This window comes from Streptomyces griseoloalbus (assembly GCA_014650015.1).
Classification (GTDB): Bacteria; Actinomycetota; Actinomycetes; order Streptomycetales; family Streptomycetaceae; genus Streptomyces; species Streptomyces griseoloalbus.
Genome location: BMUD01000013.1, coordinates 195,237 through 221,494 on the forward strand (window position 1 = coordinate 195,237; position 26,258 = coordinate 221,494).

Here is a 26,258-nt window from a genome sequence, read left to right on the forward strand (position 1 = left end):
CCTCTCCACTGTGGGCAGTTGAGGGTCTCCGGGTCGTACGTCCCGGAGACCCTCTCCATATGTGAGGCTGTGCCCCATGGCCATCGTCCGTGACCTGCGCGTTCTGCTGCGTTTCCAGGGCTTCAGACGCCTGCTCGCCGTCCGGCTGCTCTCCCAGGGTGCCGACGGCGTCTTCCAGGTCGCACTCGCCGCCTACGTGGTCTTCTCTCCCGAGAGACAGACCTCGCCCGCGGCGATCGCCTCCGCGATGGCGATCCTGCTTCTCCCGTACTCCGTGGTCGGCCCCTTCGCCGGGGTCCTGCTGGACCGCTGGCGCCGTCGCCAGGTCTTCCTGTACGGCAATCTGCTGCGCGCCCTGATGGCGTCGGTGACCGCCCTTCTGATCCTCGGCCGGGTGCCCGACTGGCTGCTGTTCGTCTCCGCGCTGTGCGTCACCGGCGTCAACCGCTTCGTGCTCGCCGGACTGTCCGCCGCGCTGCCCCGTGTCGTGGACACCGAGCGGCTGGTCATCGCCAACTCCCTGTCCCCGACCGCCGGGACGCTCGCCGCGACCGCGGGCGGTGGTCTCGCCTTCGTCGTCCGCCTGGTCGTCGCCGACTCGGACGCGGCCGTGGTGCTCGTGGGCGCAGCGCTGTACTTGTGCGCGGCCGTGGCGTCGCTGCGCATCGCCAAGGGACTGCTGGGTCCCGACCGGGCGTTGATACGCCCCCGGGTGAGCACGGCTGTCACCGGCACCGCTCGCGACCTGATGGCAGGCGTACGTCACCTTGCCGCTCCCTCGCGCAGGGAGGCCGCCTGGGCGCTCACCGCGATGGCGCTGATGCGCTTCTGCTACGGCGCCATGCTCGTTCTCCTGCTGATGCTGTGCCGGTACGCGTTGACCTCGACCACGGACGAGGGACTCGCCCTGCTGGGGCTGGCGTTGGGGGCTTCGGGCGCCGGCTTCTTCGCCGCTGCCGTCATGACGCCCTGGGCCGCCGGGCGGCTGGGCCCGGGTCGCTGGATCGTGGTGTGCGCCGCGGCAGCCGCGGTGCTGGAGCCCACGCTCGGTCTGCCGTTCGCCACCGGCCCGCTTCTGGCCGGGGCATTCGTCCTGGGGCTGACCACCCAGGGCGCGAAAATCGCCACGGACACCATCGTCCAGTCCTACGTCGAGGACGGCTTCCGTGGCCGGATCTTCTCCCTGTACGACGTCCTGTTCAACGTGGCCTTCGTCGCCGCCGCCGCGGTGGCTGCCCTGATGCTCCCACCGGATGGTCGATCGGTCCCGCTGGTGGTAACAATCGCCGTTATCTACGGAGCAGTAGCTATGGCTATGGCCCGTTTTGAACTTCAGTAAGTGTCACATCAGTGCCACAGAGCCTTATGAGGCTGCAGCGTTGTCAGTGAGGGCCGGTAACTTACGTGCGTCTTATCAACGCGCCTTTCGCGTCACGCACCTATGTTCTAGGGGGACCCCCAAGTGACCACTCCGCCGCCCCAGGGCAACCCGTTCGCACAGGGCCAGCAGCAGCCCTACGGCCAGCCCCAGGGCCAGGCTCCCTACCCGCCCCAGGGAGGCTTCCCGCAGCAGGCCGGTCAGCCCGGGTTCCCCCCTCCGGGTGCTCCGGTTCCGCCGCCGCAGCAGGGCCGCAAGCTCAGCTTCAAGACGATCAAAAACATCGTCATCGTGCTGATCGTCGCCGGTGTGGCCATCGGTGGCTACATCTCCAGCCAGGACGACGCCCAGACCGCCGCGGTCGGTGACTGCATGCACCGCGGCAGCACGGATGACAACAACCCGGACCTCGAGGTCGTCGACTGCGCCGACGCGAAGGCTCAGTACAAGGTGCTGGCCAAGATCGAAGGCTCGTTCCTCACCGAGACCCTGGCTTCGAGCAAGTGCGAGGCCGAGGCCAAGGACTTCCAGTACACGTACACCGAGAGCGGTGACAGCAAGGACTTCCTGCTCTGCCTGAAGGACTACAAGTAGTAGGGCAGGTGCCTCAGACGCCCGAGGGGCGGTGTTTCACGTGAAACACCGCCCCTCCGCACGTTCGGCGGGGTCATGTTTCACGTGAAACATGACCCCGTTTCCCGCTCTCAGCCCTGCTGTCCGGCCCACCACTCCTTGAGTGCCGCCACCGCCGCGTCGTGCCCCATCGGACCGTTCTCCAGCCGGAGCTCCAGCATGTGCTTGTACGCCTGACCGACGGCCGGGCCCGGCTTGACGCCGAGGATCTCCATGATCTGGTTGCCGTCGAGGTCCGGGCGGATGGCGTCCAACTCCTCCTGCTCCTGAAGCTCGGCGATCCGCTTCTCCAGGCCGTCATAGGCACGAGAGAGCGCGGTGGCCTTGCGCCGGTTGCGCGTGGTGCAGTCCGAGCGCGTCAGCTGGTGGAGTCGGCTGAGGAGCGGTCCGGCGTCACGGACGTAGCGGCGGACGGCGGAGTCCGTCCACTCCCCGGTGCCGTAGCCATGGAAGCGCAGATGAAGCTCGACGAGACGTGAGACGTCCTTCACCAGCTCGTTGGAGTACTTGAGTGCCGTCATCCGCTTCTTCGTCATCTTCGCCCCGACCACTTCGTGGTGGTGGAACGAGACGCGGCCGTCCTTCTCGAAGCGCCGTGTGCGCGGCTTGCCGATGTCGTGCAGCAGGGCCGCCAGGCGAAGGGTCAGATCGGGGCCGTCGTCCTCAAGAGCCATCGCCTGTTCCAAGACGATCAACGTGTGCTCGTAGACGTCCTTGTGCCGGTGGTGCTCGTCCCTCTCCAGATGCAGGGCCGGCAGCTCGGGCAGTACGTACTCGGCAATCCCCGTGTCCACGAGCAGCGACAACCCTGTGCGGGGCTGCGCGGACAGGATCAGCTTGTTCAGCTCGTCCCGTACGCGCTCGGCGGAGACGATCTCGATACGCCCGGCCATCTCCTTCATCGCCGCGACGACCTCGGGTGCCACCTCGAAGTCCAGCTGAGCGGCGAACCGGGCTGCTCGCATCATCCGCAGTGGATCGTCCGAGAAGGAAGCCTCGGGAGTACCCGGCGTGCGCAGCACACCCGCCGCGAGATCTTCGAGACCGCCGTGCGGATCGACGAACCGCTTCTCCGGAAGTGCGACGGCCATCGCGTTCACCGTGAAGTCACGGCGGATTAGATCGTCCTCGATGGAGTCGCCGTACGACACCTCCGGCTTGCGCGAGGTGCGGTCGTACGCTTCCGACCGGTAGGTGGTCACCTCGATCTGAAAGCTGCGATCACTGTCTCCGACACGGGCTTCCTTCTGCGCACCGACCGTACCGAAGGCGATTCCGACGTCCCAGACGGCGTCCGCCCAAGGACGCATGATCTTCAATACGTCCTGGGGGCGGGCATCGGTCGTGAAGTCCAGGTCGTTGCCGAGGCGGCCGAGCAGTGCGTCCCGCACCGAGCCGCCGACCAGGGCAAGAGAGAACCCGGCCTCCTGGAAGCGGCGTGCGAGGTCGTCGGCGACAGGGGCGACCCGCAGCAGTTCACTCACGGCGCGGTCCTGCACCTGGCTCAGGGCACTGGTTTCTTCGTTGGCGTTCGGCACAACAAAAGAGGGTACGTGGCCCGAACGGCCGGGAGCTCCCCCATTACGTGCGAGGACACCCCCGTCATACATGGACAAGGCCCGCGTCCTCCGATCTCGCGGGCCGGTCCGCGGCACTTCCCCTCAGCGCGCATCGTTACCATGCGTGGACGCACATTCCGACGACCACTGACGACGACGAGGGACGGGCGAGCGCGTGGCCGAGGAGGCAGACTTCCAGGGGACGAGTCCCTCACCTGCCCGCCGCTGGCTGCGGCGCACCGGAGCCCTGCTGGCCGGAGCGCCACTGCTGGCCGGGCTCATGCAGCTTCCGGCCGCGTCCCCCGCGGACGCGGCCGCACCGGACGAGTCGCAGGCCGTCTCCGGTCCGGGCTCGGTGTCCGTATCGGTGAACTCCCTCACCCCCGGTGCCCCCACCGAGGGCGACACCGTGACCGTGTCCGGAACGGTGACCAACAAGGGCAAGCAGACCGTCACCGACGCCCACGTGGGTCTGCGTGTCGGGCCGCCGTTGAACACCCGCTCGGGGATCGACACCGTCGCCAGGAACAGCGACGACGTTCAGAGCGCCGTCGGCCCTGAGGTCGATGACAAGTACGCCAAGGAGTTCGCCAGGCTCACCCCGGGCGTCTCGCAGCCCTTCACCCTCTCCGTGCCGGTGGACGAACTGGACCTCGGGAAGGACGGCGTCTATCAGCTGGCCGTCTCACTCGCCGGGCAGACCTCCGCGCAACCGTGGGAGCAGACCCTCGGCGTCCAGCGGACGTTCCTGCCATGGCAGCCCGAGGAAGCCGGCACCAAAACCAAGACGACGTTCATGTGGCCTCTGATCTCCACAGTCCACATGACGGCGGAGACGGGTTCGGACGAGCGGCAGACACCGGTCTTCCACGACGACGAACTCGCCAAGGAGATCGCCCCGGGTGGCCGACTGGACCGGATGGTCGCGCTGGGCAAGGATCTCGACGTCACATGGGTGATCGATCCGGACTTGCTGGCGTCCGTCGAGGCGATGACCGACCGTTACGAAATCCCGGGCGCGGGTGACGACACCACCGTCGGCGCCCACCAGTCGGTCGCCAAGCGCTGGCTCACCGAGGTGCAGAAGGCGGTGGCGGACAAGGAGGTCGTCGCGCTGCCGTTCGGCGATCCCGACCTGGCCTCTCTCGCCCACAACGGCACGTCCGTCACCGGCTCGCTGAGCCACCTCAAGGAAGCCTCCGACGTCGCCTCCGGCACAGTCGACTCGATCCTCCACGTGAAGCCGACCACGGACTTCGCCTGGCCCGTCAACGGCGCCGTCGACCCCTCCATCGTGAAGGTCGCCACATCCGCCGGTGCCGACAAGGTCATCGCCCGCAGCGACTCCTTCGAGGAGTCCGGCGGCCTGTCGTACACGCCCTCCGCGCCCCGCCCCATCGGCGGCGGCACCACGGCCGTCGTCGCAGACGCCCCGCTGTCCACCGCGTTCCAGGGCGACATGACCCAGGCGTCCGCGTCCACGCTCGCGGTGCAGCGGTTCCTGGCCCAGAGCCTGACCCTGGGCCTGCAGACGGATCAGCAGCGCAGCGTGGTCGTCGCGCCGCAGCGCACGCCGACCGCGAGCCAGGCCCAGACGATGGCCGAGGCCCTCGCCATCCTCCAGGGCGGGTCCTGGTCCGAGTCGCAGGACCTCACGTCGGCCGCCAAAGCCAAACCGGACCCCGCGGCCGCCACCAAGGTCCCCTCGGGCTCCTCGTACCCCTCCTCGTTGCGCAAGCACGAGCTGCCGCGGTCGACGTTCGAGCAGATCGCGAGGACGCAGGCCAAGCTCGACAAGTTCAAGGTGATCCTCTCCGACCAGTCCCGGGTGGTGACCCCGTTCGGACGCGCCCTGAACCGGGGGATGGCCGCGTCGTGGCGGGGCCGGCAGTCGGAGGCGGCGATCTACCGCAGCGGCATCGAGGCCTATCTGGACGGGCTCATCGGTCAGGTGAGGCTGATCGACAAGTCGGAGACGAAACTCTCCGGCCGCAGTGCGACGATCCCCGTGACGGTCCAGAACAACCTGGTGCAGGGTGTCGAGCACCTGGTGCTCCGACTCACCTCGACCAACCCGACCCGTCTCGAGATCGATGGGGACTCCTACGAGGAGCAGCCCGTCGCGGTCTCCGGCGGCCACAGCCAGTCGGTGAAGTTCACCACGTCCGCCAATGCCAACGGCCGGGCGACGGTGGTCGCCCAGCTGTACACGCAGGACGGCCAGAAGTACGGCGAGCCCGTCACGTTCGACGTGAAGGTCACCGAGATCACCGCCACGGTGATGCTGGTCATCGGCGGTGGCGTGCTGCTGCTCGTTCTCGCCGGTTTCCGGATGTACACCCAGCGCAAGCGGGCCACGGCCCGGGAGGCGGAAGAGCAGGATGACGAGGCGGGCGAGGACGTGGACGGCCCGCAGAACCCGGCGGCTCCCGGGGAGCGTCTCACCCAGGAGTCCGAGCCGGGCTCGCGGGCAGACGGCCCGGAGCAGCCGAGTGACCCGGCCCCGGACACCGCACCGGAAAGCGCCGGCCCGTCCGGCACGGGTGAGAGAGTGGACCGTTGAGGATGTCGTGGCCGGTGGGCCCGGGACGATGAGGTGGGGTAACCATGAACGCGCCGTACGACGGTGACCGCGGCCATGCCGCGGGCAACTCGGGCTACCCCGAGTCGGACCCCTCGCAGGGTCCGCCGCCCGGGCACGACCAGGTGCCGCAGCCGCCCGCCGACCCGTACCTCCAGGACGCCTACGACCAGGATCCCTACCGGGCGCAGGACATCGCCGCCCAGGACCCGGTGGCCGAGGCGCTCTACGACCGCGCCGCCCACCCGCCGCCCCCTCCCGGCACATACTCCGCCCAGCAGCCCCTGTACGGACAGCCGCCCCAGTCGCCCTACGCTCCCGACCCCCGGGTGTGGGCCCCCACCCCCGCGCCGGAACCGGACGGTCCGACGCAGTACCTCCCGTACGGCGACGACCCCCGCACCACACAGTTCGTGGGCGTGGACGACCTGGTCGGCCAGGCGGGCGACCACCGCCAGGAGCCGGACGCCTTCGCTCACCTCTTCCGTGATCAGCAGCAGAATGGTGCCTTCCCGGACCAGCAGCAGGGCGGGGGGTACCCCGACCCGCACGGAACCGGATACCCAGGCCCGCAGCCGGTGGGAGCCCGACAGCCCTACGAGGCCGCGCCGGTGCCCGGCCCGTCCTCGTCACCCGGCCACTACGCGGGGGCCACGCCACCGCCCGCCGCCGAAGCTCCCGTACCCGAGCCGGTTCCCGTCCCCGCCCCGAAGAAGGGCGGCCGTGCCGGGGGGCTGCTGAAGTCGAGCGCCGTGATGGCGGCCGGCACGATGGTGTCCCGTCTCACGGGGTTCATCCGGTCCGCGATGATCGTCTCCGCACTGGGCCTGGCCCTGCTGGGCGAGTCGTTCCAGATCGCCTACCAGTTGCCGACGATGATCTACATCCTGACCGTCGGCGGAGGCCTCAACTCGGTTTTCGTACCGCAGCTCGTGCGAGCGATGAAGGACGACGACGACGGCGGCGAGGCATATGCCAACCGTCTGCTGACGCTCGTGATGGTGGCCCTGGCCGCGCTCACCGCGCTCGCGTGGCTGGCCGCTCCGCTCCTGGTGCGCGCGCTGTCGGTCCCGGTCGCCACCGACCCGGCGGCCAACGACGTCGCGGTGACCTTCACCCGCTTCTTCCTGCCCTCGATCTTCTTCATGGGCGTCCATGTGGTGATGGGTCAGATCCTCAACGCCCGTGGTCGGTTCGGCGCGATGATGTGGACTCCGGTCCTGAACAACATCGTCATCATCGTCACGCTCGGCACGTTCATCTGGGTCTACGGCACCGCCGCCGACTCCGGAATGACCGTCGAGAACATCCCCCCGGAGGGCGAGCGGCTGCTCGGCGTGGGCGTCCTTCTCGGCTTGGTGGTCCAGGCCCTGGCGATGATCCCCTACCTCCGCGAAACCGGGTTCCGCATCCGTCTGCGCTTCGACTGGAAGGGCCACGGTCTCGGCAAGGCCGCCATGCTCGCCAAGTGGACGATCCTCTTCGTCCTCGCCAACCAGGCGGGCGCGCTGGTGGTCACCCAGCTGGCGACCGCGTCGGTCAAGGACACGGACATCGCCGGCACCGGCTTCAGCGCCTACTCCAACGCCCAGCTCATCTGGGGCCTGCCCCAGGCGATCATCACCGTCTCCCTGATGGCCGCCCTCCTGCCCCGCATCTCGCGCTCGGCGGCCGAGGCGGACGGCGGCGCCGTCCGCGACGACATCTCCCAGGGCCTGCGCACCACGGCGGTCGCGATCGTGCCGATCGCCTTCGGTTTCGTCGCGCTCGGCGTTCCGATGTGCACGCTGATCTTCGGCTCCTCGGGTATCGGAGCGGCCACCAACATGGGCTACATGCTCATGGCGTTCGGCCTCGGCCTGATCCCCTACTCCGTGCAGTACGTCGTCCTGCGGGCCTTCTACGCGTACGAGGACACCCGAACCCCCTTCTACAACACGGTCATCGTGGCCGCGGGCAACGCGGTCGCCTCGGCCGTCTGTTTCGTCGTGCTCCCGGCCCGCTGGGCCGTGGTGGGCATGGCCGCCTCGTACGGCCTGGCCTACGTGATCGGTGTCGGCGTCGCCTGGCGCCGACTGCGCAAGCGGCTGGGCGGGGATCTGGACGGTGCCCGGGTACTGCGGACCTACGCGCGACTGTGCATCGCCTCCGTTCCGGCCGCACTGCTCAGCGGCGCGGCCTGCTACGGAGTCGTCCAGACGCTCGGCCAGGGTGTCGTGGGATCATTCGCGGCACTGCTGGCCGGTGGGGCCGTTCTGCTCGGGATCTTCTTTGTGGCCGCCCGCCGGATGCGCATCGAGGAAGTCAACTCGCTGGTCGGCATGGTCCGCGGACGCCTTGGACGCTGAGGCAGGGGGTAGGCGCACAACCATCATCAGCCGCTGTGTGTCGTGCTTAGCGGCGGACTGTGGGCACAATTGGTTTCGGCGTCGGACGGCGCGCGACGGACGCCGACCGACGCGCAATGGATGGGGAGGCAGGGAACGACGGTGGCGGAACGGAGCACAGCTGCCGTCGACGTGGCAGACAACAGCGGCGATCAGCCGCTGACCGCACAGGCGGACCAGTCCACGGCCGACGGTGTGGCCAAGAACCGGGAGCGGGACACGGACAGCGACGAGGCACAGGAGAGCATCGGGGCCGACGGTTCCGGGAAGACCTCGCCGCCCGAACTGCACAGCGGTCACAAGCTCGCCAGACGCTACCGCCTGGAGGAGTGCGTCACCCGTCTGGACGGGTTCAGCAGTTGGCGTGCCGTGGACGAGAAGCTCCGCCGCGCCGTCGGCGTCCACATCCTGCCCGCGGATCACTCGCGTGCCCGGTCCGTCCTGGCCGCGGCCCGTTCCTCCGCCCTGCTGGGCGACCCGCGCTTCGTCCAGGTCCTGGACGCCGTCGAGGAGAACGACGTCGTCTACGTCGTGCACGAATGGCTCCCCGACGCCACCGAACTGACCACGCTCCTGGCGGCCGGCCCGCTGGAGGTGTACGACGCCTACCAGATGGTCAGTCAGGTGTCCGCCGCCATGGCCGCCTCCCATCGCGAGGGCCTGGCCCACCTGCGCCTGAATCCCAACGCCGTCCTGCGCACCTCGACCGGCCAGTGGCGCATCCGGGGCCTCGCCGTGAACGCGGCGCTGCGCGGCATCAGCTCCGACACCCCACAGCGCACCGACACCGAGTCCATCGGCGCCCTGTTGTACGCGGCGCTCACCCAACGCTGGCCGTACGAGAACGATGCCTACGGCATGTCCGGCCTGCCGAAGGACATCGGGCTGATCCCGCCCGACCAGGTGCGGGCCGGTGTCCACCGCGGCCTGTCCGAGCTGGCCATGCGCGCGCTCGCCAACGACGGGGCCACCGCCTCCCGCCACGAGTCCCCGTGCACCACGCCGGAGGAACTGGTGAAGGCGATCGGCGAGATGCCCCGCATCCGCCCGCCGGAGCCCGCGTTCACCAGCCCGCCCGACTACCAGCGCACCAATTACCAACAGGGCACCTACGGCCGGCCCGCACCGCATCCCGGCATCACCCAGCCGACACCGGTTCCGCCTCCCCCGCTGCAGAGCCGCACGGGAAAGGCACTGAAGTGGGCCGTCTCGGCGCTGCTGATCGCCGCGCTGGGCCTGGGCAGCTGGCAACTGGCGGACGCCCTCATGGAACAGGGCGGCGAGACCGACGAGACGAACAAGACCCAGACGACGGACGGGGACGACAAGAGCCCCGAGAAGCCGGTCAGCAAGCCGATAGCCATTCGGGGTGCACAGGACTTCGACCCGTTCGGCAGCGACGGTTCCGAGAAGCCAGGCGATGTGGGCAAGGTGTACGACGACACGCCCGGCACGTACTGGCAGACGGACTTCTACCTGAGTGCGGACTTCGGCCGGCTCAAGCCCGGCGTCGGTGTCATTGTCGACCTCGGCGAGGTACAGCAGGTCGGGAAGGTCACCGTCTCCTTCGTGGGGCATACATCGGTCGAGCTGCGTGCCGCCCCCGGTGACGACGGGTTTCGCCCCACGTCCTTCGACGGTTACGCCAAGGTCGCCGAGGGGTCCGGCTCCAGTGTGACCCTCAAGCCCGGGAAAGCGGTCAAGTCCCGGTACCTTCTGGTGTGGCTGACAGAACTGCCGCAGACGAGTGACGGGAACTTCCGCGGTCGGGTCATGGACGTCAAGGTGAGCAGCTAAGGCCTTCTGCGACGAGGGGAGGAGGGCCGATGGCGGACGGTGCAGCGTACGACGGGACGAGTGATCAGGAGCTGCTCACTCGCCATGTGGAGGGCGACCCCGAGGCCTTCGGTGAGCTCGTGCGCCGACACCGCGACCGGCTCTGGGCCGTGGCCCTCCGGACGCTGGGCGACCGCGAGGAAGCCGCTGACGCCGTCCAGGACGCCCTTGTATCCGCCTACAGGGCCGCCCACACCTTCCGTGGCCAGTCGGCCGTCACGACGTGGCTGCACCGGATCACGGTGAACGCCTGTCTGGACCGTGCGCGCAAGGCGGCCTCCCGGAAGACCGCCCCGGTCGACGACGCGGAGCGGCTGGAGCAGCTGCTGGAGCCGCACGAGTCCGCCTCGGCCCCGGCGGAGCGCAATGATCTGCACCGCCAGCTCATCGAAGCCATGGGTACTCTCCCGGCCGATCAGCGGGCGGCGCTCGTCCTGGTGGACATGCAGGGCTACCCGGTCGCGGAGGCCGCCCGCGTCCTCGGCGTGCCCACCGGCACGGTGAAGAGCCGCTGCGCTCGCGGCAGAGCCAGACTCCTGCCCTTGCTCAGTCATCTACGGCCGGACGGCACCGGTGAGGGAAAGAAGCGGGGTGCGGCACGGAACCGGACGCAGGGGACGGACGTCCCACCCGCAGCGGGTCCACGGCGAGCGGATCCACCGGACGCAGAATCGAATGACCCGGCTGCAGTGAAGGGCGGAGGTGGGCGAGCGTGACATCGACGACAGACATGGCGGAGCACCCGGACGTCGCGGAGATCTCCGACCTCACCGAAGGACTCCTCCCGTCCGCCCGGAGCGCTGCCGTACGCCGGCATCTGGACGAGTGTGCGCTCTGCGCGGACGTCCATGCCTCGCTCGAGGAAATCCGCGATCTGCTCGGCACGATGCCGGGTCCGCCCCGCATGCCCGCCGAGGTGGCGGGCCGTATCGACGCTGCGCTGGCCGCGGAGGCTCTGCTGCATGCCACGACGCCGGAGCCTGTCGCGGCCGAGGAGCCCCTCGCCACCGCTTCCGTATCGTCCGGCGACGATCAGACGCATGTTTCACGTGAAACATCGACGTCCCCAAACCGGCCGACCGGACGCCCTCGCTCTGCCACGACCGGACCGGGCCGCAAGGGTCGCCTGCGAGGCGGACGCCGACGGGTCGCCGTTCTGGGGACTGTGTTCACCGTCGCCGCTCTGGGGCTCGGGTCGGTGGTCCTGTCCTCCTTGAACGACGACATGGGGCCCGATGAGGGGCGTCGGGCGACCGCTTCGGACACCTTCTTCGAAGGGAAACTGGAGAAGCAGGTCACCGATCTCCTCGCGCAGAGCCCAGGGGAGGCAAAGGGGTCCAGCTCGGCCCATCCCTTCGGGATGGAATCGGAGTCCGGCGCCGCGAACCCCAAGGTCCTCAAGCAGCCCACAGTGCCGGAATGTGTGCGCGAAGGCATCGGCCGTAATGACGCCGCCCTCGCAACCGAGCAGGGCACGTACAAGGGGAAGGAAGCAGTGCTCGTCGTGCTTCCCGATGTCTCGGACGACACCCGTGTGACCGCGTACATCGTTGAGGCGACGTGTGTCGACAACCCCTCTCCGGACGCAGCGGCCAAGATCCTGCTGAAGCACTCCTACACGCGCTCCTGACGACCGGCGCTTCGTCTCCGTCCTGCCTGGTCTCCCGTACGGTGGGTGCCTCGCCACGCCGCCAAAGGGCCGTGATCGTGTGCCCGGGCACAGCGGGAATGCGCGCCCCTTAGGATCCGTTGGGTGGGGTGAGAGTCACGAGAGAAGCTCCCCCGGTCGACCGACGCAGACCAGAGACGAGGAATTAAGCCGTGAGCGACGTCCGTAACGTGATCATCATCGGCTCCGGGCCCGCCGGCTACACGGCGGCGCTCTACACCGCCCGTGCGTCGCTGAAGCCCCTGGTGTTCGAGGGCGCCGTCACCGCCGGTGGCGCCCTGATGAACACCACCGAGGTCGAGAACTTCCCCGGCTTCCAGGACGGCATCATGGGCCCCGAGCTCATGGACAACATGCGCGCCCAGGCGGAGCGCTTCGGTGCCGAGCTCGTTCCGGACGACGTGGTCGCCGTCGATCTGACCGGTGATATCAAGACCGTCACGGACACCGCCGGCACGGTACACAAGGCGAAGGCCGTCATCGTCACCACCGGCTCACAGCACCGCAAGCTCGGCCTTCCGAACGAGGACGCCCTCTCCGGCCGCGGTGTCTCGTGGTGTGCCACATGTGACGGCTTCTTCTTCAAGGACCAGGACATCGCCGTGATCGGCGGTGGCGACACCGCGATGGAGGAGGCCACCTTCCTGTCGCGCTTCGCCAAGTCCGTGACGATCGTCCACCGTCGCGACACCCTGCGCGCCTCCAAGGCGATGCAGGAGCGCGCCTTCGCCGACCCGAAGATCTCGTTCGTCTGGGACAGCGAGGTTGCCGAGGTCCAGGGCGACCAGAAGCTCTCGGGCCTGAAGCTGCGCAACGTCAAGACCGGTGAGCTCTCGGACCTGGCGGTGACGGGCCTGTTCATCGCGATCGGCCATGACCCGCGCACGGAGCTCTTCAAGGGCCAGCTCGAGCTGGACGAGGAGGGCTACCTGAAGGTCGACGCGCCCTCGACGCGCACGAACATCACCGGTGTCTTCGGTGCCGGCGACGTCGTTGACCACACCTACCGCCAGGCGATCACCGCGGCCGGTACGGGCTGCTCCGCCGCTCTCGACGCCGAGCGCTTCCTCGCAGCTCTCGCCGACGAAGAGCAGGCCGAGCCCGAGAAGACCGCTGTCTGACCCCCACCACCCGCCCCACGCACCAACCAGTTAAGGAGCCCGCCGTGGCCGGCACCCTGAAGAATGTGACCGACGATTCCTTCGAGCAGGACGTCCTCAAGAGCGACAAGCCCGTCCTGGTGGACTTCTGGGCCGCCTGGTGCGGCCCCTGCCGCCAGATCGCTCCGTCACTCGAGGCCATCGCCTCCGAGTACGGGGACAAGATCGAGATCGTCAAGCTGAACATCGACGAGAACCCGGGTACGGCCGCCAAGTACGGCGTCATGTCCATCCCGACCCTGAACGTCTACCAGGGTGGCGAGGTCGCCAAGACCATCGTTGGTGCGAAGCCGAAGGCCGCGATCGTTCGCGACCTCGAGGAGTTCATCGCCGAATGACGGTGGGCCGCCTCACCGGCGGCACATGTTTCACGTGAAACACGAATGGGCCGGCCCTTGTGGGCTGGCCCATTCGCATGAGGTCCTCAGAGGGGACGCAGTGCCGGCTCCTTCTGCACGGCTCCGAGCAGCCGGTCCAGCGCCATCTCCACATCTTCCTTCCAGGAGAGTGTCGTCCTCAGCTCCAGCCTCAGCCGGGGGTATGTGGGGTGCTGTCGGACAGTCTTGAATCCCACAGCCAACAGGTGGTCAGCGGGCAGGACGCAGGCCGGTTCCTTCCAGCGGGCGTCGCCGAAGGCCTCGATCGCTTTGAAGCCCCGGCGCAGCAGATCCTTCGCCACCGTCTGCACCATCACCCGACCCAGCCCTTGGCCCTGGTACCCCGGCATGATGAACGCGGTAATCAGCTGCACCGCGTCGGGCGACACGGGGCTCGTGGGAAACGCCGTGGAGCGCGGCACATAGGCGGGTGGAGCGTAGAGGACGAAGCCCACGGGGACGTCATCGACATAGACGACTCTGCCGCAGGAGCCCCAGTCCAAAAGAACGGCTGAGATCCACGACTCCTTCTCGAGCGCGGCGGTGCCCGCCCTTACTGCTGCCTCGCCGCTGACGGGGTCGAGCTCCCAGAAGATGCACGAGCGACAGCGCTGGGGGAGATCCTGAAGGTTGTCCAGCGTGAGCGGTACGAGCCTACGGCCCATGAAGGCTGTTCCTCGCTTCCTACGCCCGATGCCTCACGGGCGGCTGTCAGAGTGCTCCGTTCCCTGAGCAGGCTGCCGATGAAGCCGCTGACGGCGCCCACCCCCAGCCCTGCGCTCACCAGTCCGGTGCGGCTCGTCATTCGCATAGCCCCTGCCTTGCTCTCAGAGGTAGTGCCGGGTGGATGCGCCACATGTGAACGCATCGTATCCATGAAGCGATTCCATCGATACCGCCAAAAAGCAAAGGGCGGACCGTTTTCCGGTACACACCGGACACGGTCCGCCCTGCTCGGCTGCATCAGCCGACGGCTCAGGACTCGGCCTCTTCGGCGTCGTCGTCCACCAGACTCTTCTGCAGAACGGGTCCCTCACCCGGAGCGAGGGTGCCGAGAATGCGCTCCAGGTCCTCCATGGAGGCGAACTCGACGGTGATCTTGCCCTTCTTCTGTCCCAAGTCGACCTTCACCCGCGTCTCGAAGCGGTCCGAGAGGCGCGTCGCCAGATCCGTCAATGCCGGGGAAACAAGAGCACCGGCCCGCGGTCCCTTGGAGCGCTGAGCCTTCTGGGGCCGTGAGCCCATCAGGGTCACGATCTCCTCGACAGCTCGCACCGAGAGGCCCTCGGCCACGATCCGGTGGGCCAGCCGGTCCTGCTCCTCGGAGTCCTCGACGGACAGCAACGCACGGGCATGGCCTGCGGACAGCACACCGGCGGCGACCCGGCGCTGGACGGTCGGCGAGAGCTTCAGCAGACGGAGCGTATTGGACACCTGCGGGCGGGACCTGCCGATGCGGTCCGCCAGCTGGTCGTGCGTGCAGTTGAAGTCCTTCAACAACTGGTCGTAAGCGGCGGCCTCTTCCAGCGGGTTCAGCTGGGCACGGTGCAGGTTCTCCAGCAGTGCGTCCAGGAGGAGTTTCTCGTCGTCCGTGGCCCGCACGATCGCCGGGATGGCCTCGAGTCCCGCCTCATGGCAGGCTCGCCAGCGGCGCTCGCCCATGATGAGTTCATAGCGCGCGGGTCCCACCTGCCGTACGACGACTGGCTGAAGGAGACCCACCTCCTTGATGGAGGTGATGAGCTCGGACAGCGCGTCCTCGTCAAAGACCTCACGGGGCTGCCGGGGGTTCGGCGTGATGGCATCAAGGGGGATTTCAGCGAAGTGAGCGCCCATGGGGGGCGCGGGCATCGCCGCAGCCCCCATCGCCGAGGGCTCCTCTGTTTCACGTGAAACAGAGGGCAGCGTGGCCACCTTCGCGGCAGCCACCCCACGCTCGTTCGGCAGCAACGGAACCGCCGCAGGGGACGTGGAAGCCGTGCCTCCCACCGCGGTCGGCGGCACCGTTTTCTCTGTCGGGGCAGCAGGGATCAGTGCACCGAGACCACGGCCCAGCCCCCTCCGTCGATCGCTCACTGGACGCCCTCCACCATGGTCGGATCATTCTTCTGTGCGCCGATGTGCGCCTGCGATGCGTCGTAGCTGACGCCGACGCCTCTCAGCGCAATCTCTCGTGCCGCCTCGAGATAGGAGAGGGCACCGCTCGATCCAGGATCGTAAGTCAGCACCGTCTGCCCATAGCTCGGCGCCTCCGAGATACGGACCGAGCGGGGAATGCTCGTCCGGAGTACCTCTTCGCCGAAGTGGGTGCGCACCTCGTCCGCGACCTGTGACGCGAGCCGCGTCCGGCCGTCGTACATGGTGAGCAGGATCGTCGATACATGCAAGGCGGGGTTGAGGTGGCCTCGCACCAGGTCGACGTTGCGCAGTAGCTGTCCCAGTCCCTCCAGCGCGTAATACTCGCACTGGATCGGGATCAGAACCTCCTGGCCGGCCACCAAGGCGTTGACCGTCAGCAGGCCGAGCGAGGGCGGGCAGTCGATCAGGATGTAATCCAACGGCTGCTCGTAAGCCTGGATCGCCCGCTGCAGTCGGCTTTCCCGCGCCACCAGGGACACGAGCTCGATCTCCGCACCGGCGAGGTCGATGGTGGCGGGTGCGCAGAAGAGTCCCTCGACGTCGGGGACCGGCTGGACCACCTCGGCCAGCGGCCTGCTCTCCACCAGCACGTCATAGATGGAGGGAACTTCGGCATGATGATCGATACCCAGGGCCGTGGACGCATTGCCCTGGGGATCGAGGTCGATCACCAGGACACGGGCACCGTGCAGAGCCAGGGACGCGGCAAGGTTGACGGTGGTCGTCGTCTTGCCGACGCCGCCCTTCTGGTTGGCGACCACGATGACGCGGGTCTGCTCGGGCCGCGGCAGGCCCTCACCGGCTCGCCCTAGAGCCTCCACCGCCAGTTGGGCAGCACGACCGATGGGAGTGTCGTCCATCGGAGGTGGTGTTTCACGTGAAACATCCGCCCCCGTCGATTCGGTACGGGGACCGGGGACCGGATCGGTCATCGGTCCCGCGATGTTGGCGTCGGACCGCAAGGATTCACTCTCCTCGACTTCAGGCTCGCAATGAACAGAGCCTCCCATGCCTTCGGGGTCGTGAACCAGTGAGGCCTGACGTTCTGTGGAGAAATCCACCTCTGTGGACAACTCCGTGCCCCCTGAGGAGGCCGGTGTCTCGTCGGGAACAGGAGCCCCTCCGAGCGAACCAAGAGGCTTCCGGTCACGGGGTTCGGCCGCAGCGCGGCCCCGACTGATGATGCCGTGCAGCAGTGAGCGACGTTTCACGTGAAACACGATGCACAGCAGCCGAGGCGGCACTGCCGCGACACTCCGACATGCATGGGTTTGGCAGCTTGTGTGGAGTACGTCTGGCCCTCAGGACAGACCCTGCTCCATCGGACTGCGTACTCTCGGACCAGGATCGCCCACTATCCGCGTCGGCGCCGAGCCCGTCCCGTACGTGCGGCCTTCGAGCGCTTCGCCGCGAACCGCACACCTCCCGGGCTCTCTCCGACCTCGACCCGCACCACCGTGGACATCGGGTCCACGACACCGTCGCCCACATGCACGATCGACGTCGCCACGGCTCCGAGCTTGCTCAACGCCGTGCCCGCGCTCTTCAGCTCCTCCTCGGCGGTGTCGCCCTTGAGCGCAAGCATCTCCCCGTACGGCCGCAGGAGAGGAATGCCCCACGTGGCGAGACGGTCGAGCGGTGCCACGGCGCGCGCGGTCACCACATGCACCGGAGGCAGCTTCCCCATGACCTCCTCGGCACGGCCACGCACGACCGTCACGTGGTCCAGGCCGAGCAGCTCCACGACCTCGGTCAGGAAGTTGGTGCGCCGAAGCAGCGGCTCCAACAGTGTGATCTTGAGGTCCTCTCGAACCAGCGCCAGGGGAATGCCCGGCAGACCAGCGCCCGAACCGACATCGCACACCGTCACGCCCTCCGGAACGACCTCGGAGAGCACCGCACAGTTCAGCAGATGCCGCTCCCACAGGCGGGGCACCTCACGCGGACCGATCAGACCGCGCTGCACTCCCGCCTCGGCGAGCAGTTCCGCGTACCGGACCGCGTCGTCGAAGCGATCACCGAACACCTCGCGGGCCTGCTCGGGCGCGGGGGGAAGCTCCGCTGCCTCCGTCACGTGGGACCGTCCTTCCGTACCGTGCCGACACGGGATGCCGACACCAGAACCAGAACTATCAGGCTGACAAAGTTCGGCCCCGTCTGCGCAACAGACGGGGCCGGTGGAACGTAGAGCCGATCAGGCGGGAAGCACGACGACGAAGCGCTGCGGCTCCTCGCCCTCGGACTCGCTGCGCAAGCCGGCAGCCTTGACCGCGTCGTGCACGACCTTGCGCTCGAACGGCGTCATCGGGTCGAGGTTCACGGGCTTGCCGCTGCTCTTGGCCTCAGCGGCGGCCTTCGCACCCAGCTCGGACAGCTCGGTCCGCTTCTGGGCGCGGTATTCGGCGATGTCGAGCATCAGCCGGCTGCGGTCCCCGGTCTCCCGGTGCACGGCCAGCCTCGTGAGCTCCTGGAGCGCCTCCAGCACCTCACCGTCACGGCCGACCAGCTTCTGCAGGTCACGGCCGCCCGTGTCGCTGATGATCGAGACGGAGGCGCGGTCGGCCTCGACGTCCATGTCGATGTCACCGTCGAGGTCGGCGATGTCGAGCAGACCCTCCAGATAGTCCGCCGCGATCTCGCCCTCCTGCTCCAGGCGGGTCAGGGTGTCTGCGCCCTCGGCAGCGGCGGCGGTGGTGCCTTCCGTCACGGGATGGACTCCTTCTTACTTCTTGGACGGGGACTTGGGCCGCTGCGGGCCCTTGCGCTGTCCGGACTGGGCCTTGCTGCGGGTGCTGCCGGCGGGCTTGGCGTTGCCCTTCTTGGCAGCGGCAGCGGGCTTGGTGTCGTCCTCAGGCTCGTCGGACTTGGTCAGCGAGGTGGGCTCCCCTGCGGCCTTGGCCGTACCGGACTGGCGCTGGGACTTGCTCTGCCGCTTGGGCTGCTGACGCTTGGGAGCGGATGCCCCGGTGGTGGTCGGCGTGCCGTCCTCGGCCTGCGCGGCGACGGTGCTCTCGCTCTTGATCACCATGCCGTCGGTCTGAGCCGCGAGTCCCGCCTTGCTCAGGCCGTTGATGAACTTGCGCTCGTACTCGTTGCGGTCCCGTCCCTTGGCGACGATCGCCTTGACGATGGCGCGCTCACGACGGTTGCGGGTCTTGCCGTGCCGGGTGACGTGCTTGGAGAGGCGCTCCAGGTACGCGGCCTGGGCCTTGGAACCCGGCGTGGGGTTGTTGTGGATGACGTACATCTGCTGGCCCATGGTCCACACGTTGGTGGTCAGCCAGTAGACGAGGACACCGACCGGGAAGTTGATACCGAACACGGCGAAGATGACGGGGAAGACGTACATCAGCATCTTCTGCTGCTGCATGAACGGCGTCTTCACCGTGGTGTCGACGTTCTTCGTCATGAGCTGGCGCTGCGTGTAGAACTGCGACAGCGACATCAGGACGATCATGATCGCCGTGACGACGCGGACATCGGTCAGCGAGGAATTGAGCGCCTCGACCTTGTCCGCGCTGTCCGTGAACTTCGCCGCGAGCGGGGCACCGAAGATGTGCGCCTTCTGCGCGCTTTCCAGCAGCCGGTCGTTGATCACACCGATGGTGTCGTTCGACGCGATGCTGTTGAGCACGTGGTAGAGGGCGAAGAAGAACGGCGACTGCGCCAGGATGGGAAGGCACGAGGAAAGCGGGTTGGTACCCGTCTCCTTGTACAGCTTCATCATCTCTTCGGACTGGCGCTGCCGGTCGTTCTTGTAGCGCTCCTGGATCTTCTTCATCTCCGGCTGGAGCGTCTGCATCGCGCGCGTCGCCTTGATCTGCTTCACGAAGAGCGGGATCAGGCAGATACGGATCAGGATCACCAGGGACACGATGGACAGGCCCCAGGCCCATCCGGTGTCAGGGCCGAAGAGGGCGCCGTACACGCTGTGGAACTGGACGATGACCCAGGAGACAGGTGTCGTGATGAAGCTGAAGAGGCTGGCAATCGTGTCCACTAATCATGCTCCTTGGGCATGGGGCGAGGTCTCTGCGGCCGGGCTCGAAGGACTCGTCGGACTTGTGGGAGGAGTCTGTCCTTCGGTGGCCGGTTCGGCGGCAATGGTCCCGCCCTTGCGTGCACGCCAGGCGTTACGCAGCATTTCGTGCCACCGGGGACGCTTACGCGGCGGGACATGGTCCACACCGCCCAGCGACCACGGATTGCACCGCAGGATGCGCCAGGCCGTGAGTGCTGTGCCCTTGACGGCACCGTGCCGGTCGATGGCCGTGTAGCCGTAGTGGGAGCACGACGGGTAGTACTTGCACACCGGCCCCAGCAGTGGACTGATCGTCCACTGGTAGAGCTTGATCAGAGCCAGCAGCGGGTACTTCATCGCGCGCCCCCTCCCAGGAGCCGCTGCAGGGCGGCGTCCAGGTCTCGGGCCAGCTGTACATGGTCGGCGTCGCCCGCTCCGGGCAGCGCTCGTACGACTACCAGGCTACCGGGGGGCAGCTGGTCGACTCGCTCGCGCATCAGATGGCGAAGCCTGCGCTTCACCTTGTTGCGCACCACCGCGCCTCCCACGGCCTTGCTCACGACGAAACCCGCACGCGACGGGGGAGCGCTCTCCCCAGGCGCATGCGGGTCCGTGGCACCGCTTCGAAGGTGGACGACGAGATGCTGGCGCCCGGCCCGGCGCCCTCGTCGTACCGCGGTCGCGAAATCCTCGCGCCGCCTCAGCCGGTTCTCGGTGGGCAGCACGACGTCATGACCTGACCGGTATCAGGCGGACAGACGGGCGCGACCCTTGCTACGGCGGGACGCGAGAATCGCGCGGCCGGCACGGGTGCGCATACGCAGCCGGAAGCCGTGGGTCTTGGCGCGACGACGGTTGTTCGGCTGGAAGGTGCGCTTGCTCACTCGGGGGCTCCAGAAGAAATCGGTGTTTGCGGGGTGCCGTCCTGGCTGTCACCGTGCGCCCACGAGTAGCTCGCGTTACGCCCCAGTGCACCGCTGACCGATCACCTTGCGCGATCTGTGCCCATCGGAGGCAGGCGGCAGCAGCCATCGACAACTCGACCTGGTTACGGTACGCGCGGCTGCGCCATTCGGTCAAACCAGCGGTCGCCGGGAGACCTTGTCCACAGCCTGGGGACAACGACTTGAACCGTACCGGCCGCCCTGACTACCGTGACTGGACTCCGATTCGTTCCCTTGACCCTCCACCACCCGATCTACATCCCGACCCGTCCTTCGCATCACACGATCGAGGGACCTGTGAGAGAGCGTGCCCTGTGGCTGACGTACCTGCCGATCTTGCCGCAGTGTGGCCACGCGTATTGGAGCAGCTACTCGGAGAGGGCCGCGGTCAGGGGGTCGAGGGCAAGGACGAACACTGGATCCGGCGCTGCCAGCCGCTGGCCCTGGTCGCCGACACCGCCCTGCTCGCCGTGCCGAACGAGTTCGCGAAGGGTGTGCTCGAGGGCCGCCTCGCCCCCGTGGTCAGCGAGAGCCTGAGCCGTGAGTGCGGCCGTCCGATCCGGATCGCGATCACCGTCGACGACACCGTCGGCGAGCCCGCGGCCCCACCGGCACCCCGGCCCCAGCCGCGTTACGAGGAGCCGGAGCTTCCGGCCGTCCGCCAGGACCGCCCCGGCCGCTCGGACCACCTCGAGCAGCAGGACAGGCAGGGCCGGCACGAACGGCAGGACAGGCCGGAGCGGCCGGAGCGCGACGCCTACGAGGGGTACGACGGCTACGGCCGTCGCCGCGCCGATCAGCAGCCGGGTCCGGGCGGCGACCAGCTCCCCACGGCCCGTCCCGCCTACCCGTCGGAGTACCAGCGCCCGGAGCCCGGTGCCTGGCCGCGGCCGGCGCAGGACGACTACGGCTGGCAGCAGCAGCGCCTCGGCTTCCCGGAGCGGGACCCGTACGCCTCACCGTCGCAGGACGCCTACGGCTCGCAGAACTCGTACGGCGCCCAGGACGGCTACGGCGGTGCACCCTCGCAGGACTACCGCCCGCAGCCGATGGAGCGACCGCACTACGACCAGCAGCGCTCCGACTACGACACCTCACGGGGCGACTACGACCAGCGCGAGCCCAGGCGCCGCGAGCTGCCCGAACCGCCGTCAGGCTCCGGGCACGTCCACCGCGGCGGCCCGGTGGGCCCGAACCTGCCCACCAGCGGCGCGCCCGGCCCGCTGGCCGCGCAGCCCGCGCCGGCGACCGGCCCCGGTGAACCCACCGCGCGGCTGAACCCGAAGTACCTCTTCGACACCTTCGTCATCGGTGCGTCCAACCGCTTCGCGCACGCGGCCGCGGTCGCCGTCGCCGAGGCGCCGGCCAAGGCGTACAACCCCCTGTTCATCTACGGGGAGTCCGGACTCGGCAAGACGCACCTGCTGCACGCGATCGGACACTACGCACGGAGCCTCTACCCCGGCACCCGCGTGCGGTACGTGAGCTCGGAGGAGTTCACCAACGAGTTCATCAACTCCATCCGCGACGGCAAGGGCGACAGCTTCCGCAAGCGGTACCGCGAGATGGACATCCTGCTCGTCGACGACATCCAGTTCCTGGCGGACAAGGAGTCGACGCAGGAGGAGTTCTTCCACACCTTCAACACGCTCCACAACGCCAACAAGCAGATCGTGCTCTCCAGCGACCGGCCGCCCAAGCAGCTGGTCACGCTGGAGGACCGACTGCGGAACCGTTTCGAGTGGGGCCTGATCACCGACGTCCAGCCGCCGGAGCTGGAGACGCGCATCGCGATCCTGCGCAAGAAGGCGGTCCAGGAACAGCTCAACGCCCCGCCGGAGGTACTGGAGTTCATCGCCTCCCGGATCTCGCGCAACATCCGTGAGCTGGAGGGCGCGCTGATCCGGGTGACGGCGTTCGCCTCGCTCAACCGGCAGCCGGTGGACCTGGGGCTGACGGAGATCGTCCTGAAGGATCTGATGCCCGGGGGCGACGACTCGGCCCCGGAGATCACCTCGACGGCCATCATGAGCGCGACCGCCGACTACTTCGGGCTCACGGTCGAGGATCTGTGCGGCACCTCGCGCGGACGCGCGCTGGTGACGGCGCGGCAGATCGCCATGTACCTGTGCCGGGAGCTGACGGACCTGTCACTGCCGAAGATCGGCGCGCTGTTCGGCGGACGCGACCACACGACGGTGATGCACGCGGACCGGAAGATCCGCAATCTGATGGCCGAACGGCGCTCCATCTACAACCAGGTCACCGAGCTCACCAACCGCATCAAGGCCGGCTGAGGGCCCACCGACCTCGTTGTCGAGGGCGCCTCCGGATCGTTCCGGGGGCGCCCTTCTTCGTGCTCCCGCCCGCTCCCGGCGCCTCCCGCCCGCTCCCGGCGGGCTGATTCCTCAGCCCGCCGACCGCCTCCACGGCCCGCCGACCGCGTCCACCCCGTCGGTTGCCTTCCCGGCCCGCACCCGGCATCCACGGCCCGCCACCGGGCCGCCCGGCCCGCCGCGCCGCCGTCCGTCGCAGCGCGTCACACCCGACCGCGGTCCCCTCGCCGCCCGCGGACGTCCGCCGCCGTCCACCGCGCCACTCTCCGCTGTTCGATTTCGAGGCCGGGTTACGGCCGCCCTCCACAGATTGGGCGACTTTTTCCCGTCCACACGCTGGGGACCGCGAAGTTGTCCCGATCCTGTCCACAGCTCAACCTGTTGAGGAACCATCGGGGCAGGTCAACCGGTTGTGGATTCGTGGACGAAGGATCTCCACAGACTGTGGACAAAGCGGTGATCCACAGCCTGTGCACCAAGTTGTCCACGGGCAACCCACAGGCAGGGGCCGGTTGTCCCCAGCGGTCACCCGCTTCTCCACATGGCTGTCCACTGTTCGGCAACGCGACGCGCTCCCTCACCGGGGCGAGTGAAAGGCGTCACATCACGTTGCCGAAGGGGGCTGTGGGAAAGACCTCCAAAGCTGGGGACGGAGCTGGGGAGAACTCGCCCCAACCTGTGCACGGGGTGTGCAGAACTTTCTGTTCTCCACAGATACGCCTGGTTGTCCACTGCCTCCGCCCACAGGGCCGGTGGACAAAATCACGGCGCTGAGCTGGGAAAACGAGGTTATCCACGGTATCCACAGGCCCTACTACTACTCCCGACTAGAGAGAGTGAGGAATCCGTTTCGAAGGGGGCCCTGTGCACAACTCGGTGTCTCGACCCCGACTGCCACTCATCACGACTTGACCCCGAGGGGCACCTACTGTCAGTGCGGTGCGTCAGACTGGTCCCCGGAGTCCTTCCCCTCGCAGGGGCCGACGACACCGAGTCAGACGACGAAAGCCAGGCAGGGCGAGAAGCGCCGGCAACAGCAGGAGGCGGCAACAGTGAAGATCCGGGTGGAACGCGACGTACTCGCGGAGGCAGTGGCCTGGGCGGCGCGCAGCCTCCCGGCCCGTCCGCCGGCCCCTGTCCTCGCCGGCCTGCTGCTGAAGGCCGAGGACGGCCAGCTGAGCCTGTCCAGCTTCGACTACGAGGTCTCCGCGCGGGTCTCGGTGGAGGCGGAGGTCGAGGAGGAGGGCACGGTCCTGGTCTCCGGCCGCCTGCTGGCCGACATCTCCCGCGCCCTCCCCAACCGGCCGGTGGAGATCTCCACCGACGGTGTACGGGCGACGGTGGTGTGCGGTTCCTCGCGGTTCACCCTCCACACCCTGCCCGTGGAGGAGTACCCGGCCCTGCCGCAGATGCCGAACGCGACGGGCACGGTTCCCGGCGATGTCTTCGCCTCCGCCGTGCAGCAGGTCGCCATCGCGGCCGGCCGGGACGACACGCTGCCCGTGCTCACCGGCGTGCGCATCGAGATCGAGGGCGACACCGTCACGCTGGCCTCCACGGACCGCTACCGCTTCGCGGTCCGCGAGTTCCTGTGGAAGCCGGAGAACCCGGAGGTCTCCGCGGTCGCCCTGGTGCCCGCCAAGACGCTCCAGGACACCGCCAAGGCGCTGACCAGTGGGGACCAGGTGATCCTGGCGCTGTCCGGCTCCGGTGCGGGCGAGGGCCTGATCGGCTTCGAGGGCGCCGGCCGCCGCACCACCACGCGGCTGCTGGAGGGCGACCTCCCGAAGTACCGCACACTGTTCCCGACCGAGTTCAACAGCGTCGCCGTGATCGAGACCGCACCCTTCGTGGAGGCCGTCAAGCGCGTGGCCCTGGTCGCCGAGCGGAACACCCCGGTGCGGCTGAGCTTCGAGCAGGGCGTGCTCATCCTGGAAGCCGGTTCCAGCGACGATGCACAGGCTGTGGAGAGGGTCGACGCCCAGCTGGAGGGCGACGACATCTCGATCGCCTTCAACCCGACGTTCCTGCTGGACGGCCTGAGCGCCATCGACTCCCCGGTGGCCCAGCTGTCCTTCACCACGTCCACCAAGCCCGCGCTGCTCAGCGGCCGTCCGGCGGTGGACGCGGAGGCGAACGAGGCCTACAAGTACCTGATCATGCCGGTCCGGCTCAGCGGCTGAGCACCTGCCCGAGCAAAGCCGCAGGTGAGGGCGTGCGCATGAGCGCGTATGCCCACAGATGTGCGCGGGCGTCCGGGTTTAGGCTCGGACGCCGGTACGAAAGTGCCGTCACGCCACGTCGCATACCTAAGGAACACAACTGATGGAGCTCGGTCTCGTCGGCCTCGGCAAGATGGGCGGCAACATGCGCGAGCGGATCCGCCGCGCAGGTCACACCGTCCTCGGATACGACCGCAACCCGGACCTCGCCGATGTCCACAGCCTGCAGGAGCTTGTGGGCAAGCTCAGCGGCCCGCGCGTGGTCTGGGTGATGGTTCCGGCAGGCGAGCCCACCCAGACCACCATCGACGAGCTCGCCGAGCTGCTCGAGCCGGGTGACGTCGTCGTGGACGGCGGCAACTCCCGCTGGACGGACGACGAGAAGCACGCCGAGGAGCTGGCGGCCCAGGGCATCGGCTTCGTCGACTGCGGCGTCTCCGGCGGCGTCTGGGGCCTGGAGAACGGCTACGCGCTGATGTACGGCGGTGACAAGGAGAACGTCGCCAAGGTGCAGCCGATCTTCGACGCCCTCAAGCCGGAGGGCGACTTCGGCGCGGTGCACGCCGGCAAGGTCGGCGCCGGGCACTTCGCGAAGATGGTCCACAACGGCATCGAGTACGCCATGATGCAGGCCTACGCCGAGGGCTGGGAGCTCCTCGAGAAGGTCGACTCGGTGACCGACGTCCGGGAGGTGTTCCGCTCCTGGCAGGAGGGCACCGTCATCCGCTCCTGGCTGCTCGACCTCGCGGTCAACGCCCTCGACGAGGACGAGCACCTGGACGGGCTCCGGGGTTATGCACAGGACTCCGGTGAGGGACGCTGGACTGTGGAGGCCGCCATCGACAACGCGGTCCCGCTGCCGGCGATCACCGCATCGCTGTTCGCGCGGTTCGCCTCGCGGCAGGAGGACTCGCCGCAGATGAAGATGATCGCGGCGCTGCGCAACCAGTTCGGCGGCCACGCGGTCGAGAAGAAGTAATCCACAGGGCATCGCCACGCATCCACAGGACCGCGGG

At 68.3% G+C, this 26,258-nt stretch carries 23 protein-coding genes; 12 read left to right on the forward strand and 11 right to left on the reverse strand.

Annotated features, from left to right (window positions below):
- Positions 1-76 precede the first annotated feature (76 nt).
- On the forward strand, positions 77-1,339 hold the full coding sequence (locus tag IE178_RS21050) for an MFS transporter (protein WP_193513366.1): 1,263 nt from the start codon (positions 77-79) through the stop codon (positions 1,337-1,339).
- Positions 1,340-1,462: 123 nt separating this feature from the next.
- Positions 1,463-1,972 carry an LppU/SCO3897 family protein gene (locus IE178_RS21055; RefSeq protein ID WP_193513367.1) on the forward strand — a complete coding sequence of 170 codons (510 nt, stop codon included), beginning with the start codon at positions 1,463-1,465 and terminating at the stop codon, positions 1,970-1,972.
- A 110-nt stretch (positions 1,973-2,082) separates the two neighbouring features.
- Here the strand turns inward: IE178_RS21055 and IE178_RS21060 are convergent, their stop codons facing one another.
- A complete protein-coding gene (locus IE178_RS21060; protein WP_438874395.1) occupies positions 2,083-3,549 on the reverse strand; it encodes a CCA tRNA nucleotidyltransferase in 1,467 nt (488 codons plus the stop codon).
- A gap of 196 nt (positions 3,550-3,745) precedes the next feature.
- On the opposite strand from IE178_RS21060, the gene IE178_RS21065 reads away from it, so the two are divergent.
- From IE178_RS21065 to trxA, 7 genes are all read left to right on the forward strand, one after another.
- The gene (locus tag IE178_RS21065; protein WP_193513368.1) at positions 3,746-6,133 is read left to right on the forward strand and encodes a DUF6049 family protein; all 2,388 of its coding nucleotides are present in this window, start codon (positions 3,746-3,748) and stop codon (positions 6,131-6,133) included.
- Between the two features lie 44 nt (positions 6,134-6,177).
- Positions 6,178-8,499: a murein biosynthesis integral membrane protein MurJ gene (murJ, locus tag IE178_RS21070; protein WP_193513369.1), complete on the forward strand. Its 2,322-nt coding sequence runs from the start codon at positions 6,178-6,180 to the stop codon at positions 8,497-8,499.
- A 141-nt stretch (positions 8,500-8,640) separates the two neighbouring features.
- Positions 8,641-10,335, forward strand: coding sequence for a protein kinase family protein (locus IE178_RS21075; RefSeq protein WP_193513370.1), 1,695 nt, complete (start codon positions 8,641-8,643; stop codon positions 10,333-10,335).
- A gap of 29 nt (positions 10,336-10,364) precedes the next feature.
- Complete coding sequence (gene sigM, locus IE178_RS21080; protein WP_184764334.1) at positions 10,365-11,090, forward strand: RNA polymerase sigma factor SigM; 726 nt, start codon at positions 10,365-10,367, stop codon at positions 11,088-11,090.
- Entirely contained in the window at positions 11,087-12,004 is a 918-nt protein-coding gene (locus IE178_RS21085; protein ID WP_193513371.1) for an anti-sigma factor family protein, read from the forward strand. Before sigM ends, IE178_RS21085 begins: the two co-directional genes overlap by 4 nt.
- Before the next feature lie 191 nt (positions 12,005-12,195).
- Positions 12,196-13,164 (forward strand): thioredoxin-disulfide reductase, encoded by a 969-nt coding sequence (trxB, locus tag IE178_RS21090; protein ID WP_184764332.1) that lies wholly within the window; start codon positions 12,196-12,198, stop codon positions 13,162-13,164.
- 44 nt (positions 13,165-13,208) lie between these two features.
- Positions 13,209-13,541, forward strand: a complete 333-nt coding sequence (gene trxA / locus IE178_RS21095; protein WP_030847066.1) for a thioredoxin — start codon at positions 13,209-13,211, stop codon at positions 13,539-13,541.
- A gap of 86 nt (positions 13,542-13,627) precedes the next feature.
- Here trxA and IE178_RS21100 read toward each other — a convergent pair whose 3' ends face one another.
- The 10 genes from IE178_RS21100 to rpmH form a co-directional block, all read right to left on the reverse strand.
- Entirely contained in the window at positions 13,628-14,245 is a 618-nt protein-coding gene (locus tag IE178_RS21100; RefSeq protein WP_193513372.1) for a GNAT family N-acetyltransferase, read from the reverse strand.
- 310 nt (positions 14,246-14,555) lie between these two features.
- Positions 14,556-15,656, reverse strand: a complete 1,101-nt coding sequence (locus IE178_RS21105) for a ParB/RepB/Spo0J family partition protein (protein WP_193513373.1) — start codon at positions 15,654-15,656, stop codon at positions 14,556-14,558.
- Positions 15,653-16,729: a ParA family protein gene (locus IE178_RS21110; RefSeq protein WP_184764483.1), complete on the reverse strand. Its 1,077-nt coding sequence runs from the start codon at positions 16,727-16,729 to the stop codon at positions 15,653-15,655. The genes IE178_RS21105 and IE178_RS21110 overlap by 4 nt, the downstream gene beginning before the upstream one ends.
- A gap of 197 nt (positions 16,730-16,926) precedes the next feature.
- Positions 16,927-17,067 carry a 2Fe-2S iron-sulfur cluster-binding protein gene (locus tag IE178_RS36630; RefSeq protein WP_369075350.1) on the reverse strand — a complete coding sequence of 47 codons (141 nt, stop codon included), beginning with the start codon at positions 17,065-17,067 and terminating at the stop codon, positions 16,927-16,929.
- A gap of 6 nt (positions 17,068-17,073) precedes the next feature.
- Positions 17,074-17,793 (reverse strand): 16S rRNA (guanine(527)-N(7))-methyltransferase RsmG, encoded by a 720-nt coding sequence (gene rsmG / locus IE178_RS21115; protein ID WP_193513374.1) that lies wholly within the window; start codon positions 17,791-17,793, stop codon positions 17,074-17,076.
- A gap of 120 nt (positions 17,794-17,913) precedes the next feature.
- Positions 17,914-18,426 carry a Jag family protein gene (locus tag IE178_RS21120; protein ID WP_184764328.1) on the reverse strand — a complete coding sequence of 171 codons (513 nt, stop codon included), beginning with the start codon at positions 18,424-18,426 and terminating at the stop codon, positions 17,914-17,916.
- A gap of 15 nt (positions 18,427-18,441) precedes the next feature.
- Entirely contained in the window at positions 18,442-19,719 is a 1,278-nt protein-coding gene (gene yidC / locus IE178_RS21125; protein WP_184764327.1) for a membrane protein insertase YidC, read from the reverse strand.
- Between the two features lie 3 nt (positions 19,720-19,722).
- Positions 19,723-20,097, reverse strand: a complete 375-nt coding sequence (yidD, locus tag IE178_RS21130) for a membrane protein insertion efficiency factor YidD (RefSeq protein ID WP_193513375.1) — start codon at positions 20,095-20,097, stop codon at positions 19,723-19,725.
- Positions 20,094-20,465, reverse strand: a complete 372-nt coding sequence (gene rnpA / locus IE178_RS21135; RefSeq protein WP_184764325.1) for a ribonuclease P protein component — start codon at positions 20,463-20,465, stop codon at positions 20,094-20,096. Before rnpA ends, yidD begins: the two co-directional genes overlap by 4 nt.
- 21 nt (positions 20,466-20,486) lie before the next feature.
- Positions 20,487-20,624, reverse strand: a complete 138-nt coding sequence (gene rpmH, locus IE178_RS21140) for a 50S ribosomal protein L34 (protein ID WP_003956500.1) — start codon at positions 20,622-20,624, stop codon at positions 20,487-20,489.
- Positions 20,625-20,998: 374 nt separating this feature from the next.
- Between rpmH and dnaA the strand changes: the two genes are divergently transcribed.
- The 3 genes from dnaA (at position 20,999) to gnd (ending at position 26,221) form a co-directional block, all read left to right on the forward strand.
- Positions 20,999-22,981, forward strand: coding sequence for a chromosomal replication initiator protein DnaA (dnaA, locus tag IE178_RS21145; RefSeq protein ID WP_193513376.1), 1,983 nt, complete (start codon positions 20,999-21,001; stop codon positions 22,979-22,981).
- Between the two features lie 1,091 nt (positions 22,982-24,072).
- On the forward strand, positions 24,073-25,203 hold the full coding sequence (gene dnaN / locus IE178_RS21150) for a DNA polymerase III subunit beta (RefSeq protein WP_193513377.1): 1,131 nt from the start codon (positions 24,073-24,075) through the stop codon (positions 25,201-25,203).
- Positions 25,204-25,345: 142 nt separating this feature from the next.
- A complete protein-coding gene (gnd, locus tag IE178_RS21155; RefSeq protein ID WP_184764322.1) occupies positions 25,346-26,221 on the forward strand; it encodes a phosphogluconate dehydrogenase (NAD(+)-dependent, decarboxylating) in 876 nt (291 codons plus the stop codon).
- Positions 26,222-26,258: the final 37 nt, after the last annotated feature.

Excerpts from the sequence above, each read along its gene's own strand:
- IE178_RS21050 (WP_193513366.1), top strand. The coding sequence starts at position 77 with ATGGCCATCGTCCGTGACCTGCGCGTTCTGCTGCGTTTCCAGGGCTTC.
- murJ (WP_193513369.1), top strand. The coding sequence starts at position 6,178 with ATGAACGCGCCGTACGACGGTGACCGCGGCCATGCCGCGGGCAACTCG.
- sigM (WP_184764334.1), top strand. The coding sequence starts at position 10,365 with ATGGCGGACGGTGCAGCGTACGACGGGACGAGTGATCAGGAGCTGCTC.
- IE178_RS21100 (WP_193513372.1), bottom strand. The coding sequence starts at position 14,245 with ATGGGCCGTAGGCTCGTACCGCTCACGCTGGACAACCTTCAGGATCTC.
- IE178_RS21110 (WP_184764483.1), bottom strand. The coding sequence starts at position 16,729 with ATGGGAGGCTCTGTTCATTGCGAGCCTGAAGTCGAGGAGAGTGAATCC.
- yidD (WP_193513375.1), bottom strand. The coding sequence starts at position 20,097 with ATGAAGTACCCGCTGCTGGCTCTGATCAAGCTCTACCAGTGGACGATC.
- gnd (WP_184764322.1), top strand. The coding sequence starts at position 25,346 with ATGGAGCTCGGTCTCGTCGGCCTCGGCAAGATGGGCGGCAACATGCGC.